Below are 14,329 nucleotides of genomic sequence, written 5' to 3'. Positions count from 1 at the left end.
ATGTCTCGGAGCCGTAACGGCGATGGGAGTGGATGCCCGCGTCCGCTCTCACGATGCACCGGGCGGACCCCACGTGTAGGAGCGCGCTCGCGCGCGATGGGGCGTTACCGGGAACGCTTCATCGCGCGCGAGCGCGCTCCTACATGGTGTCGGACGCCGCCAGCCGCGCATCGAGCAGCGGCGCGATGCGCGCGGTGGCGTCGCGGCCGGTCAGTTCGGCGTGCAGGAATGGCAGCTCGATCGATTCGATATGCGCGGCATGCGCGGCCCACAGCGATGACTGCAGCTGTGGGCGATCGACATGGTCGTTGCCAGCGCGCACGTGCAGCAGCGTGCCGTCGAAACGATGGTGGTGATGCAAGCGCACCAGGCGATTGGTATCGGTGACCGCGCGCACGACCCCGTCGAGCACCGCGCCCGGCAGATTGCCCAGCGCGCTGTCGCCGCGGCGCAGGAAGTCGACGATGGCCTCTCGCGTACGCAGCTCGGGATAGGCATCCGGGTCGTAGCCGGCGATCGCCAGCAACGCGCGCAGTGCAGCAATCGCATCAGGTTCGGGTTCGGCGCGCCAGACCTCGGCCGGATACGCATCGAGCAGCGCGAGGACGCCGACTTCGCGGCCGAGCCCGCGCAGGCGCACGGCCATCGCTTGGGCGAGGATGCCGCCGACCGACCAGCCGAGCAGATGCACGGGGCCGTCCGGCTGCAGGGCGACGACCCGCCCGGCGTATTCGGCCGCCAGCGCGTCGATGCTACCGGGCAACGCCTGCGCCAGATCGAGCGCCGGCGATTGCAGGCCGAACACGCTACGCGCGGGCGCGAGCGAGCGCGCAAGTTCGCGATAGCACCAGGCGATGCCGCCGGCCGGGTGCACGACGAACAGCGGCGCACGCGCCGGCTCGCCCTGCGCGAGCGCGATCACTGGCGCGAGGCCATGGTCGGGATCGTCGCCCTCGCCCGCATCGAGTGCGGCGGCGAGGCCCTCGACCGTCGGTGTGGCGAACAGCGCGCCGAGCCCCGGATCGCGGCCGAAGCGTTGCTGGATTGCGAGCAACAGATGCACCGCGAGCAACGAATCGCCACCGAGCGCGAAGAAGTCTGCGTCCGCACCGACGCGTTCGACACCGAGGGCCTCGGCGAACAACACGGCGAGCGCGGTTTCGGTCGGCGTGCGTGGCGCGACGAATGCGCCCGGCTCGAACGCGGGTGCCGGCAACGCGTCGCGGTCGAGCTTGCCGTTCGCGGTGACCGGCCAATCGGCGAGCGCGACGAAGGCCGACGGCACCATGTAATCCGGCAACTGTGCGGCGACGAACGTGCGCAGCGACGCAGCGTCGAAATCGGCCGTGGGCTGCAGATAGCCGACCAGGCGCCGGTCGCCGGCGCGGTCCTCGCGCACGATGACGGCCGCCTGCGACGCGAAGCCGCTGGCGACGATGGCGGCTTCGATCTCGCCCAGTTCGATGCGCAGACCGCGCAACTTGACCTGATGGTCGCTGCGACCGAGAAACTCGACGGCGCCATCGTCGCGCCAGCGCGCAAGGTCGCCGGTCCGGTAGATACGCGCGCCCGGCACATGCGGATCGTCGAGGAAGCGTTCGGTGGTGAGATCGTCGCGGCCCAGATAGCCGCGCGCGAGCTGCACGCCGCCGAGGTAGAGATCGCCGACGACGCCGGGCGGCAGCGCGCGCATGCGCGCATCGAGCACGTACAGCCGCGTGTTCCAGACCGGGAAGCCGATCGGCACCGGGTGCGAAGTGTCATCCGCACTGGCGGGCCAGAAACTGACGTCGACCGCGGCTTCGGTCGGGCCGTAGAGGTTGTGCAGTTCCGCGTCGATGGTCGCGTGGAAGCGGTCGCGCAGATCGGCATCCAGCGCTTCGCCGCTGACGAAGACGCGACGCGTATTCAAACCACGCGATTCGGGCGCGGCGAGAAACGCTGCCAGCATCGACGGCACGAAATGCAGTGTGGTGATGCCGGCCTCGCGGACAAGCCGCGCGATCGCGACCGGATCACGGTGCGCGTGAGGCGCCGCGACCACCAGCGTGGCCCCGGCCAGCAACGGCAGGAAGAATTCCCAGACCGAGACGTCGAACGTCGCCGGCGTCTTCTGCAGGATACGATCACTCGCATCGATGCCGTAATGCGTGCGCATCCATTCGAGGCGGTTGACGATCGCGCGATGCTCGACGACGACGCCCTTGGGCTCGCCAGTCGAGCCGGAGGTGTAGATGACGTAGGCCGCATGCTGCGGGTCGACGGCCGGCAGCGCGCCGTCGTCCGCGATCTGCGGCCAAGTGCGCGGTGCGAAGCGCGGCGTCTCGTCCGGCCAGTCGATCCCGTCGTCGGCATGCGCCAGCAGCACGGCCGGTTGCGCGGATCGCAGGATGCGCGCGCGGCGTTCCACAGGATGCGCAAGATCCATCGGCAGATAGGCCGCACCGGCGCGCAGCACCGCCACCAGCGCGACGACCAGTTCGATCGAGCGCGGCAATGCGACGGCGACGACGGTGTCGGCGCCTGCCCCGCGCGCCTGCAGCGCCTGTGCGAGTGCGCGGCTGCGTGTGTCGAGTGCGCGGTATGTCAGCGTCTCGCTTTCGAACGCCAGTGCCGGCGCATCGGGCGTGGCGGCCATCGACGCTTCGATCAGCGCGACCAGGGTCGTATCGGGTACGGGATGCGCGGTGGCGTTGAATTCGAACAGCGTGCGCGCGGCTTCGGCCGGTGTCGCCAGCGGCACGTCGTCGAGAGGCGCATCCGGCTGCGCCGCCAGTTCGAACGCCTTTGCGAGAAAGGTGCGCAGCCGCGTCGCATGCGCGGTCACGTCGGTATTGGAATACAGATCCGGATTGGCCTCGATCTCCAGATCGAGCGCCTGCACACCATCGCCACGGAAGCCCAGGGTGATGTCGTCGACCGGGCCGGTGCCGAGGATTTCCATCGACGCGCGCGCAACGGCGATGACCGTCGGCCGATAGAACGGCTGCACGTTGATCAACGGGCCATGCAGACGACGCTGCCCGCCGATCAGGCCGAGATCGCGTCGCAGCTGCTCGCCGCGGTAGCGACCATGCCGGCGGCCGCGCAGCAGGGCGCGGACCATCGTCTGCATGAAATCCGCGACGCTCGCCTCCGGCAGCGCGGGCACGCGCAAAGGCAGCACGTTCATGACCATCGCCGGCACGCGCGCGGATGCGCTGCCGAGGCGGCCCATGAAGGGCACGCCGACGACCGCCTCGCCCTGCCCGCCGAAGCGCTGGCAGTAGGCGGCGGTGAGTGCGGTCAGCACGTCCGGCCAAGGCTGGCCGAGCGCAGTCGCCGCGCGGGCGAGGCCGTCGCGGAAGTCCGCGTCGAGCGCTTCGACGTGACGCAGGCAATCGGGCGCGGCATGGGCAAAGCCGCCGCCGAGCCCCGACGCCGCCGGCATGCCGGCCAGCGTCTGCTGCCAGTACGCCGCGTCGGTCGCGCGCTTCTCCGACGTGCGATAGGTCGCGTCCTCGGCCAGCACGCCCTCGAGCGGCGCGAAGGCTGCCCCGGCCGATGCGTCGGCATACAGCGCACAGACGCGCTCGGTGAGCAGCGCCATGCCGAAACCGTCGGTCGCGAGGTGATGCACGCGCAGATACCAGACGAAGCGATCGCCGCCGAGCAGGAACAGCCGCTGCAGCGCGAGGCGATCACGCGCGGGATCGACCGGCGACAGCCGATCGCGCGTCATCGCTGCGCGCGCGGCGTCGTCCGGTAACGGTTCGGCCGACAGGTCGATGATCTCCAGATGCGGCACGTGACCCGCATCGATCCACTGGATCGGCCCCTCGGCCGTCTCGCGCATGCGCAAGGCCAGTGCCGGTGCTTCGGCGGCGGCCTGGTTCGCCGCGCGCACGAAGGCCTCGACATTCAGCGCGCCGTCGATCCACAAGGCGTGCGCGGTGTTGAACGCGGGGTTGTCCGGCGCCAGCCGCTGCGCATACCAGAGGCCGGCTTGCGCTTCGGTCAGCGGCCAGCCCGTGCCAGGCGCGCCAGCATCGGCTTCGACAGGAGACGCCGTCGCGGTCATCCGGCGGCGGGCGTGTCGCGCTGCAGGCCCTGCACCACCTGCCACCAACCGGCGAGCGTGGTGTGCTCGGCGAGCTGCGAGAACTCCAGCGCGATGCCGTGCTCGCCCCAGGCCATCACCAGGCCCAGCACGCGCATCGAGTCGAGGCCGAGGTCCATCAGGTTGTCGTCGTCGCGCACGTCTTCCGGCGCTTCACTGATCAGCTTGGCGACATCGGCGCGCATGCGCTCGAGGGTCAAGGGGCCGGTGCGGTCCACAGTCACTGCAGCATCTCCAGAAGTCGTTCGGTGGTCAGCGGCACGCCGCAGGTGCGCGCGATCCAGTGCAGCGCGAGGTCGTGGTCGGCGCGCGAGAAATCGGCGATCGCGTCGGCGACGACGAAGGTTTCGATATCGCGCTGGAAGGCGTCGGTCGCCGTCGACAGCACGCCGATGTGCGCGTAGACGCCGGTGATCAGCAGCTGGTCGCGGCCGCGCGCGCGCATCAGCGTGTCGAGGTTGCTGCGCTGGAAGGCGCTGTAGCGATGCTTGACCAGCACGTGGTCACCGTCGGCCGGCGCCAATGCATCGATGATGGTTTCGTGCTCGGGAATCGCCTGCATGCCCGGGCCCCAGAGATCGGCCTGCAGGCCGCGATCGCGCCGGTCCTGATGGCCGCGCTGCGCGGTATAGAACACCGGGATGCCCGCACTGCGGCAGTACGCGAGCAGGCGCGCGAGATTCTGCACGGCAGGCGCCAGCGGCGCGTCGTCCTGCGCGAATGCGGCGAGGAAGTAGCGCTGCATGTCGTGGACGAGCAACGCCGCGCGGGATGCCTCGGGCATCCATCGGCCGCGTGCGGCCGGCAGTTCGGCGGCGGTGGGCAGGGGATACGGCAGGATATTGGGGAGAGCCATCAGCTTCTTGCCTTGCAAACGCACGTCAGCGCTTCTGATCCGAGATTTGCCGTCACTCCCGCGCAGGCGGGAGTCCATGGACGTCCGCCATGAAAATCAAGGTCCCTGGATGACCAACCCTCCGGGCTGTTGAAGAACGCATCCCGCCTACGCGGGAATGACGGATCAAACATTCCATCGGCGAAGTACATCAGCCGGCGCCCTTCTGCTCGTCGAGGAAACGCGCCCGCAACTGCGCACGCAGTTCGCGGCGGCTGATCTTGCCGACCGCCGTGGTCCCGAACGCGTCGACGAACACGATCTGGTCCGGCACCTTGAACGCGGCGAGACCGCGGCCGCGCACCCAGGCCTTGAGCTCGGCCGGACGCGGTTTCTCGTCACCCGGAATCACGAACGCGCAGCTGCGCTCACCGAGGAATTCGTCGGGGATCGACACCACCGCCGCATCGAACACCTGCGGATGCGCGAGCAGGTGGTCTTCGATTTCCTCGGCCGAGATCTTCTCGCCGGCGCGGTTGATGTGGTCGGTCGCCCGGCCCTGCACGATCAGATGGCCGCTCGGCAGGCGCTGCACCATGTCGCCGGTGCGGTAGAAGCCGTCGTCGGTGAACGAACGCGCGTTCGCCGCGTCGTCGTTGTGATAGCCGCGGATCGTGTACGGGCCACGCGTCAGCAGATGGCCGATCTCGCCATCGGGGACCGGCGCACCCGAGTCGTTAACCACCAGCACCTCGTCGTCGGCGCTGATCGGCCGGCCCTGCGTGGTCAGCACGAGCGCATCGGCATCGTCGAGCCGCGTGTAGTTCACCAGACCCTCGGCCATGCCGAACACCTGCTGCAGGGTGCACCCCAGGCCCGCGACCACCCGGCGCGCAGCCTCGGGCACCAGTTTCGCGCCGCCGACCTGCAGCACCTGCAGGCTCGACAGATCGAACGCGGTCTTGCCCGCGGCATCGGCCCACAGCAATGCCAGCGGCGGCACGAGGCCGACGCAGGTCACGCGCTCGGCCGCGATCAGCGGGAACGCCGCGTCGGGCCCCGGCCCGGGACTCAGCACCACGCGCGCACCGGCATACAGCGCGCCGAAGAAACCGGGCGAACTCATCGGGAAGTTATGCGCGGCCGGCAGCGCGACCAGGTAGACGCTGTCCGCATCGATGCCGCACAGCGTGTTGCTGGCGCGGAAGCTGTAGATGTAATCGTCATGCGTGCGCGGAATCAGCTTCGACAGGCCGGTGCTGCCGCCGGAGATCTGCAGGAACGCGACCGACTGCGGATCGGGATCGCCCGGCAGCGCGTCGCGCGGGCCGTCGAGCGCATCGACGGCCACGAACTCCGCCGCATCACCGACCACGAAGACCTGCCGCACTGCCGGCACCTCGGCCTGCAGTTCGCGAGCGAGTGTGCGGTAGTCGAATGCATCACCGCGTTCCGCGCAGACATAGGCGCTGGCCTCGGACTTGCGCGCGAAATGCGCGACTTCGGTCAGGCGATGCGCGGGCAATGCGTAGACCGGCACCAGCTGCGCGCGGAACAGCGCGCAGACCACGGCGATGAATTCGGGAATGTTGCCCAGTTGCACGACGACACGGTCGCCGGGCACGAGCCCCTGCGCGAGCAGTCCGGCGGCGATGCGCTCGGCCTCGGCCCACAGCTGCGCGTAAGTCCAGCGCGTGTCGCCACCGACGACGGCGATCGCGTCGGCGAAGCGCGTCGCGCGTTCGCGCAGGAACGCCGGAAACGTCTCGCCCCGCCAATGCCCGGCCGCGCGATAGCGTGCGACAAACGCGTCGGGCCAGGTCTGGCGCAGCGGCAGCCGCTGCGGCGTGGGGGTATCGCTCATCGCGTCCTCGGTCGTACGTGCACGGCGGATCAGGCAGCGCGCGCCTCGTCGATGCCCAGCGCATCGAGCAGCGCGCGGAACTTGGCGGCGGTCTCGTCGACCTCCAGCGCCGGCTGCGAACCGGACACGATACCGGCCCCGGCGAACAGGCGCATCGTCCGCCCCTGCACATGGGCACAGCGGATCGAGACATACCAGTCGCCGTCGCCCTGCGCGTCGGCCCAGCCGACCGCGCCGGCGTAGAAGCCGCGGTCGACCGGCTCGAGCTCGCGGATCACCTCGAGCGCCTGCGCGCGCGGCGTGCCGCAGACCGCGGGGGTGGGATGCAGCAGGCCGGCCAGCGCCGCCGCCGAGGCGGTGGGGTCCTTCAACGTGCCGGTGATCCGTGTGCCGAGGTGCCACATCGTCGCGGTGGCATGCAGCGACGGGCGCGCCGGCGCCTGCAGTTCGCTGCACAGCGGCGCCAGCGCCTCGACGATCGCATCCACCACGTGGCGATGCTCGTCATGGTCCTTGGCCGAGGCCAGCAAGGCCTCCGCGGCGCGGCGATCGGCCTCGGGATCGGCCAGACGGCGCGCGGAGCCGGCGAGTGGATGCGAGGTGATCGCACGCCCGCGGCGGGACACCAGCAGTTCGGGGGTGGCCCCGACCAGCCAGCCCGACGCCCCGTCGGCGTCTGCAGGCACCGGCGTGACGTAGGTGGTGACGTTGCGGTCGGCGCCCAGGCGCGCAGCCAGCGCGCGCGGATCGATCGGCAGGGCCGCCTCGACGCGCAGGCTGCGGGCGAGCACCACCTTGCGCAGCGCCTCTGCACCCACACCGGCGTCGAGCCGCGCGATGCAGCGCGCAACCGCATCCGCGTAATCGGCGGCCGACGGCACTTCGATCGCATGGTCGCCCCGGGCGGCCACGCCGGGCGGCAGGCCGCTTTCCGGCATGCGCACCTGCGCGGGCTGGAACAGGGCGTCGTCGTGCGAGGGATCGAACGGCAGCGCGCCGACCAGCAGCGCCTCCCCGCCGGCCTGGTGCGCGAAGAAGTCATCGACCCGTGCGCCGAGCGTGGCCGCGGGCCCGGCCGGCAGACGCGACCGCACGCCCTCGGTCTCGATCCGTCGCAGCGGCGCGTCGAGGCGGAACAGGCTTGCCGCCGGATCGCGCGCAGGATCCGGCGCGCCGGTCAGGCTGTGCAGGGCGGCGCTCATGCCCGGCGTCCTCCACCGTGCGCCACGGCGGCCAGCGCCAGCACCACCAGCACACCGCCGACCAGCAGGTAGGGCGCGCTCGGCGACACCCGGTACAGCAACGTGCCAAGCAGCGGCCCGGCCACCATGCCCATGCCCTGCACCGCCGCCACCGTGCCTGCAGCCGCGCCCTGCTCGTCGGCCTCGACCGAATCGGCCGCCAGCGCCTGGAAGGACGGAAACACGAAGCCCATGCCGAACGCGGCGACGCCGTAGGCGGCCAGCAGCTGCCACTGCGCGTCGATGGCGGCCGACGAGGCGAAGCCGAGCGCCGACACCATTGCGCCGACCGCGATCCAGCGCGCCGGCGGCACCGACTTGAGCCGCATCACCAGGGTCTGGGCGAGGATCAGACCGACCCCGACCGCAGTCAGCGACAGGCCGGCGGCGCGCGCGCCGTCGGCGGGCGAGAGCTGCAGACGGTCGATCGCGAAGAAGCCCACGACCACCTGGGCGATCGTCACCGAGACCATGCCCGCGAACACCGCGAACAGCGGCAGGCGCAGGCGCGGATCACGGAATGCCATCACCGGCGCGGGGCCCCGGCGGGAGGCAGCCGCAGGCGGCGTGTCGGGCAGTCGCCACCACAGCACCGCCAGCGACAGCAGCGGCAACAGCGCGGCGATGTAGAGGGCCCAGGCGATGCCGTGGAATGCGATCCAGCCGGCGGCGGCCGGCCCCACCACCATGCCGACCGCGTTCGCGGTGCCCAGCTTGGCCATCGCCGCCCCGCGCCGACCGGGCGCCACTTCGTCTGCGATGCAGGCCGCGGCGGTCGATGGCACCGCGGCATAGAACAGGCCGACCAGCGCCCGCGTCGCCACCAGCGCGACGACCGACAGCCAGATCGCCGGCGGCGCGCGCAGCGCCACGTCGACGAAGACCGCCATCGCGATATAGACCAGCGCATAGCCGGCGAGCGCGACCAGCAGCACGCGGCGTCGGCCGAGGCGATCACTGAGGCGTCCCCAGTACCGCGCGGACACCATCCACAGCACGCCGGCCGCCGTGACCGACAGGCCGGCGTGCCATTCGGCCAGGCCGAGCAGGCGCACCACCGGCCCCACCACGGCCACGAACGCCATCATCGCCATCGTGCCGACCAGTGCGGTGAACACCAGCGCCGGCAACGCGGAGGCAGGCGGATGCGCGGTGGTCGTGGTGGGCAGCGGAGTCGGGGAAGTCGACGGGGACAACGCCAGGTCTCGAAGTCGTGAACAGGGGCCGATCCGGGAGCGACGGCAGATGGCGCGCCGTCCGGACGGGAAAGCGTGAATGATAACAGGTCTCATTTGTGACGGCCGGAGGTGCCTGCGCTGCCACAACATCCATCCACTGATTGAGAACAATTCGCATTCAGCATAGACTGTGCGTCGAATCGCCCCCTAGGGGGCACGCCTTCCCTGTCTCCGCCGCCGCCCGAGACCCCTCGCCTCGGACCCCAATGCGCACTGCTCGTCACCTCACGCCCGCCCCGCTCGCCAGCGTCATCGCCGCCCTGCTGTGCCTGCCCGGCGCCGCGGCCGCCGATACCCTGGACCGGCCCACCGACCTCGATACCGTCCGCGTCACCGCTGAAGCCATCGCGCGCCAGGCGCTGGGCACCTCGGTCATCACCGTCGAGGACATCGAGCGCCGGCCGCCGGCGAACGACCTCTCCGAACTCCTCCGCACGATGCCCGGCGTCAACCTCACCGGGAACAGCGCGTCCGGCCAGTACGGCAACAACCGCCAGATCGACCTGCGCGGCATGGGCCCGGAAAACACGCTGATCCTGATCGACGGCCGGCCGGTGGGCTCGCGCGATTCGATCCGCATGGGCCGCAGCGGCGAGCGCAACACGCGCGGCGACACCAACTGGGTGCCGGCCGAAGCGGTCGAGCGCATCGAGGTGCTGCGCGGCCCGGCCGCCGCGCGCTACGGCTCCGGCGCCTCGGGCGGCGTGGTCAACATCATCACCAGGCGCCCGACGGGTGATCTGAGTGGGTCGTTGGGGCTCTACGGCCAGGTGCCGCAGCACGGCGAAGAAGGCGGCAGCCAGCGTGTCGGCGCGACCCTGAGCGGCCCGCTGACCGAGGCGCTGTCGTTCCGCCTCTACGGCAATCTCAACAAGACCGACGCCGACGCACTGGACCTCAACGCGGATTTCGCCTCGGGCGTGACCCCGCCGGCCGGGCGCGAGGGCGTGCGCAATCGTGACGTCAACGCGCTGCTGCGCTGGGACGTCGATGCCGACCACGTGCTGGAACTCGAGGCCGGCATCAGCCGCCAGGGCAACATCTATGCCGGCGACCGCGCCGTCAGCATCGACGGCACCCCGCTGCTGACCGAACTGGCCGACGCCGGCGCCGAGACCAACCGCCTGGTCCGTACCAGCGGCGCGGTCACCCATCGCGGCGTCTGGGGCGATGCGAGCTCGCGCCTGACCCTCGCCATCGAGGGCACCAACAACACGCGCCTCGCCGAAGGCCTGGCGGGCGGGCCGGAAGGCAGCATCGGCGATGCGGACACCTGGACCACCTCGCGCCTGCGCAACGCCGCGATCGACGGTGAGATCAGCCTGCCGACGACGTTCGGCGCCGCCGAGCACGTCTGGACGATCGGCTTCGAACATCGCGACAGCGAACTCGACGATCCGTACTCGGTATCGCAGTCGGGCAGCAGCGGTGGCGGCATCCCCGGGCTGGACCCCGACCGCGGCGGCGGCCGGGCCGACGCGCGGAGCTCGGCGGTGTTCGTCGAGGACAACATCTATCTGGGCGGGCGCTGGATTCTCACGCCCGGCCTGCGCGTCGATCACCACAGCCAGTTCGGCACCCATACCGGCCCCAGCCTCAACGTCCAGCTCGCCTTGCACGACGACATCCGGCTCAAGGGCGGCGTGGCGCGTGCGTTCAAGGCGCCCAACCTGTACCAGTCGAACGCGAACTATCTCTATTACACGCGCGGCAACGGCTGCCCCGACAACTTCCCGAGCCTGGGCTCGGGCTGCTACGTGCAGGGCAACGCGGATCTCGACGCCGAGACCAGCCTCAACAAGGAGATCGGCATCGAGTGGGCGCCGGTCAGCGGCCACCAGGCCTCGCTGACCTACTTCCACAACGCCTACGCCGACAAGATCGTCGCCGGGTTCGTCCCCGTGGGAACGACCCCCGGCACGCCGGCCGCAGGACCGGCACGCATCTTCCAGTGGGAGAACGCGCCCGACGCCGTGGTCCAGGGCCTGGAAGGCAATCTCGTCGTGCCGCTGCTCGGCGATCGTGGCGACGTGCTGTCGTGGTCGAACAACGTCACCTACATGATCGAAAACGAGAACCGGGTGACGCGCCAGCCGCTGTCGGTGATTCCCGAATACACCGTCAACACCACGCTCGACTGGCAGGCCACGCGCGCGCTCTCGCTGCTGCTGACGGGCACGTTCTACGGCCGCCAGGCGCCGGCCACCGCGGACATCAACAACGACGACCGCTGCGCCGGCGTCGCCGATCCCGCCGCCTGCGCGACGCTGCGCGCCACGCGTGGTCCCTATTCGGTGTGGGGCCTGGGCCTGCGCTACCGCATCACGCCGACCATCCACCTCGGCGGCGGCGTCAACAACGTGTTCGATCAACGGCTGTTCCGCGAATCCAGCAGCAGCGGCGCCGGCGCGGCGACCTACAACGAGCCCGGACGCGCCTACCACGTCAGCATGACCCTGGGCTTCTGACCGATACTCCGACGCATGAAACACACCCGCACACCGCTGTCTCCCCGCACCCGCGTCGCGACCCTCGCCGCCGCCGCGGGCCTGCTGTTGGCGCTGCAGATCGGCGCGATGCCCGACGCGGCCGCGCAGCAACGCAATCCCGGCCAGACCATCGGCGAGACCATCGCCGACCGCAGCTCGGCGCACTACACCGTCGAGCGGTTCAGCGTCTCCAGCGCCGACGGCACGCGCGCCTGGCGCGTGCACGTGGCGGTGCCGAAGACGCCGGCGCCTGCGGGCGGATTCCCCGCGTTCTGGATGCTGGACGGCAACGCCGCGCTGATCGAATTCGACGCGGTCCTGCTGGCGGAACTGGCGGCGCAACCGGTGCCGCACGCCCTGGTGTTCGTCGGCTACGAAAACGCCCTGCGTATCGATTCCGAGGCGCGCACGCGCGACTACACGCCCGTCGCCGGCGAGCGCCCGGTGCGCGGCGGCGCGCCGGTGATCGGCGGCGGCGGTGCGGACGCGATGCTGGAAACCATCGAGCGCGCCATCCGGCCGGAACTCGCGCGGCACGTGGCCACTGATCCAACGCAGCAGACGCTGTGGGGGCATTCGCTCGCCGGTTTGTTCGCGTTGCACACGCTGTACACGCGCACCGGCGCGTTCGACACCTACGCCGCGGGCAGCCCGTCGCTGTGGTGGGGCGACGGCGCCCTGCTCGGCGCACCCGAGCAGCGCTTCGTCGCCAACAATGCCGGTCATCCCGTGCGGGTGCTGCTCGGCCTCGGCGAAGGCGAGCGCCAGGTTGCCCACCGCGACCTGTCCGACCCGCGCGTGCAGGTCCACCTGCGCCGCATCGAGGCCGCGCCCGCGGATTCGGCGCAGCGTCTGGCCGAGCGGCTGGCCGAGGTCGACGGGCTCGACGTCAGCTATCGCGAATTCCCCGGGCTGACCCACGGCCCGATGTTCCGCGCGTCGCTGATGTGGGCACTGCACGTGGTCACCGGCGTGGCCGATCACAGCGACACCCCGAGCCGCGCCGACGGCGTGGCCCCCGACCATTGACGCCGGGGCGACCACCGCCCGGCCGCGCGTCCTCACGCACCACCTTTCAGTCAACGCCGGCAGCGCATCGCCGGCATCGTCCACGCTCCAGGAGTTCTCCATGCATACGACGTCATTCCGCCGCCTGCGTCTGGCCACCCTCGCACTCGCGCTGTCCGCGGCCGCGGGCATCGCCGGCGCCCAGGTCTTCAGCCAGCCCGACCCCGATTTCGCCGGCGCAGTGCGCGCGACCACTCCGGTGATCAAGGCCGGTGACACCGTCGAGATGACCGGCCAGGGCTTCAAGCCGGGCCAGGCGGTGACGCTGCTGCGCGGCGAGTCGGTGCTCAATGCCAGCCCGTGGACGGCCGATGCCGAAGGCAGGGTGGCCGGCTCGGTGCAGATTCCCGCCGATGCCGAGGTGGGCCGTCATCCCGTGGTCGTGCGCGTCGCCAACCCGGATGCTGCCGCCGTGATCGAAGTGAAGGTGTCGAAGGACGTTCCGCTGTCGGGTGCCGACCGCTACGACGTGGCCACCAACAAGCTGGTGCAGGGCCTGTACCAGGTCGCGCACAGCAAGGCGTCGAACGCGCTGTTCGTCACCGCCGCGGTCGGTCGGCCGCCGGTCACCCAGTCGGAACTCCTCAAGCTCGATCCCGAGACGCTGGAGATCACCGCACGCGTCACGCCGGGCCAGGTCGAGGGTCACACCGACGGTCGCGTGTACGCGGTCTACGGGATCGCCGTCGACGATGCCAACGGCAATGTCTGGGTGACCAATACCCGTGACGACACGGTGGCCGTGTATCGCCAGTCGGATCTGTCGCTGGTCAAGCAGTTCGACACGGGCGTGCTCCCGCACGGCCGCGACGTGGTCGTGGACACCAAGGACAACCGCGTCTGGGCCAGCGGTTTCGGCGGCGGCAAGTTCGTGGCCTTCGATGCGACGACGCTCGAAGTGGTGCAGGACCTGACCGTGCCGTCGGACGTGCGCGGCGAGGAATTCGGGCCGATGGCGCTGACCGTCGACCCGGTCGGCGGCAAGCTCTATTCGGTGGGCCTGTCGACCGGCGAAGTGGTGGTGCTCGACGGCGCCACCGGCAAGGTCGACAGGATGTTCCGCTTCCCGACGATCAACGGCGGCATCGGCGTCGCGATCGATCCCGTGGGCCGTCGCCTCTACGTCGCGGCGCAGGGCAGCGACAACCTGGTGATCGCCAATGCCGACACCGGCGAGGTGCTGCATGACGTCTACGTCGGCGCGGGCGCGGTGTATGTCGCGTTCGATCCGCACACCAAGCTCGCCTATGTCGCGAGCCGCGGCGCCGGCACGATCACCGCGGTGGACGCGAACGGCACGATCGTCGCCAACCTCGACGGCGGGACGTTCCCCAACCACGTGCTGCCGGTCGGCGACGGCACGGTGTACGCGATCAACAAGTCGCGCGGCGCCGAGGATGTCGACGGCGACCAGATCCGCAGGATCACGCTGAAGGCCGACTGAGAAACCCTTGTAAAATGCGCCACGCGGCGGCCGGACTTCGGTCCGGCCGCC

The 14,329-nt window shown here is 70.7% G+C and carries 9 protein-coding genes; 3 read left to right on the top strand and 6 right to left on the bottom strand.

Annotation, left to right across the window (positions count from 1 at the left end):
• Nucleotides 1-139: 139 nt before the first annotated feature.
• From ACF3M1_RS05070 to ACF3M1_RS05045, 6 genes are all read right to left on the bottom strand, one after another.
• Nucleotides 140-4,060, bottom strand: a complete 3,921-nt coding sequence (locus tag ACF3M1_RS05070) for an amino acid adenylation domain-containing protein (RefSeq protein WP_394004500.1) — start codon at nucleotides 4,058-4,060, stop codon at nucleotides 140-142.
• Nucleotides 4,057-4,284, bottom strand: a complete 228-nt coding sequence (locus tag ACF3M1_RS05065) for a phosphopantetheine-binding protein (RefSeq protein WP_159681521.1) — start codon at nucleotides 4,282-4,284, stop codon at nucleotides 4,057-4,059. Before ACF3M1_RS05065 ends, ACF3M1_RS05070 begins: the two co-directional genes overlap by 4 nt.
• 35 nt (nucleotides 4,285-4,319) lie before the next feature.
• Nucleotides 4,320-5,033 (bottom strand): isochorismatase family protein, encoded by a 714-nt coding sequence (locus tag ACF3M1_RS05060; protein WP_394004498.1) that lies wholly within the window; start codon nucleotides 5,031-5,033, stop codon nucleotides 4,320-4,322.
• Between the two features lie 112 nt (nucleotides 5,034-5,145).
• Entirely contained in the window at nucleotides 5,146-6,798 is a 1,653-nt protein-coding gene (locus tag ACF3M1_RS05055; protein WP_394004497.1) for a (2,3-dihydroxybenzoyl)adenylate synthase, read from the bottom strand.
• A gap of 29 nt (nucleotides 6,799-6,827) precedes the next feature.
• Nucleotides 6,828-8,000: an isochorismate synthase MenF gene (locus ACF3M1_RS05050; protein ID WP_394004495.1), complete on the bottom strand. Its 1,173-nt coding sequence runs from the start codon at nucleotides 7,998-8,000 to the stop codon at nucleotides 6,828-6,830.
• Nucleotides 7,997-9,235 (bottom strand): MFS transporter, encoded by a 1,239-nt coding sequence (locus tag ACF3M1_RS05045; protein WP_394004493.1) that lies wholly within the window; start codon nucleotides 9,233-9,235, stop codon nucleotides 7,997-7,999. Before ACF3M1_RS05045 ends, ACF3M1_RS05050 begins: the two co-directional genes overlap by 4 nt.
• A gap of 248 nt (nucleotides 9,236-9,483) precedes the next feature.
• Here ACF3M1_RS05045 and ACF3M1_RS05040 point away from each other — a divergent pair, with 248 nt between their 5' ends.
• The 3 genes from ACF3M1_RS05040 to ACF3M1_RS05030 all read left to right on the top strand — a co-directional run bounded on the left by ACF3M1_RS05040 (nucleotide 9,484) and on the right by ACF3M1_RS05030 (nucleotide 14,278).
• The gene (locus ACF3M1_RS05040) at nucleotides 9,484-11,745 is read left to right on the top strand and encodes a TonB-dependent siderophore receptor (RefSeq protein ID WP_394004491.1); all 2,262 of its coding nucleotides are present in this window, start codon (nucleotides 9,484-9,486) and stop codon (nucleotides 11,743-11,745) included.
• Nucleotides 11,746-11,760: 15 nt separating this feature from the next.
• A complete protein-coding gene (locus tag ACF3M1_RS05035) occupies nucleotides 11,761-12,795 on the top strand; it encodes an alpha/beta hydrolase (protein WP_394004489.1) in 1,035 nt (344 codons plus the stop codon).
• Between the two features lie 100 nt (nucleotides 12,796-12,895).
• Nucleotides 12,896-14,278 (top strand): ATP-binding protein, encoded by a 1,383-nt coding sequence (locus tag ACF3M1_RS05030; RefSeq protein WP_394004487.1) that lies wholly within the window; start codon nucleotides 12,896-12,898, stop codon nucleotides 14,276-14,278.
• Nucleotides 14,279-14,329: the final 51 nt, after the last annotated feature.

Source organism: Luteimonas sp. WGS1318 (genome assembly GCF_043187535.1).
GTDB lineage: Bacteria > Pseudomonadota > Gammaproteobacteria > Xanthomonadales > Xanthomonadaceae > Luteimonas.
The sequence above is the reverse complement of the archived record's forward strand: the minus strand, read 5'-3'. Positions and strand labels throughout refer to the sequence as shown.

What these genes read in the sequence shown, in the direction of transcription:
- ACF3M1_RS05050 (WP_394004495.1), bottom strand. Translation starts at nt 8,000, where the DNA reads ATGAGCGCCGCCCTGCACAGCCTGACCGGCGCGCCGGATCCTGCGCGC.
- ACF3M1_RS05040 (WP_394004491.1), top strand. Translation starts at nt 9,484, where the DNA reads ATGCGCACTGCTCGTCACCTCACGCCCGCCCCGCTCGCCAGCGTCATC.
- ACF3M1_RS05055 (WP_394004497.1), bottom strand. Translation starts at nt 6,798, where the DNA reads ATGAGCGATACCCCCACGCCGCAGCGGCTGCCGCTGCGCCAGACCTGG.
- ACF3M1_RS05070 (WP_394004500.1), bottom strand. Translation starts at nt 4,060, where the DNA reads ATGACCGCGACGGCGTCTCCTGTCGAAGCCGATGCTGGCGCGCCTGGC.
- ACF3M1_RS05035 (WP_394004489.1), top strand. Translation starts at nt 11,761, where the DNA reads ATGAAACACACCCGCACACCGCTGTCTCCCCGCACCCGCGTCGCGACC.
- ACF3M1_RS05060 (WP_394004498.1), bottom strand. Translation starts at nt 5,033, where the DNA reads ATGGACTCCCGCCTGCGCGGGAGTGACGGCAAATCTCGGATCAGAAGC.
- ACF3M1_RS05030 (WP_394004487.1), top strand. Translation starts at nt 12,896, where the DNA reads ATGCATACGACGTCATTCCGCCGCCTGCGTCTGGCCACCCTCGCACTC.
- ACF3M1_RS05065 (WP_159681521.1), bottom strand. Translation starts at nt 4,284, where the DNA reads ATGCGCGCCGATGTCGCCAAGCTGATCAGTGAAGCGCCGGAAGACGTG.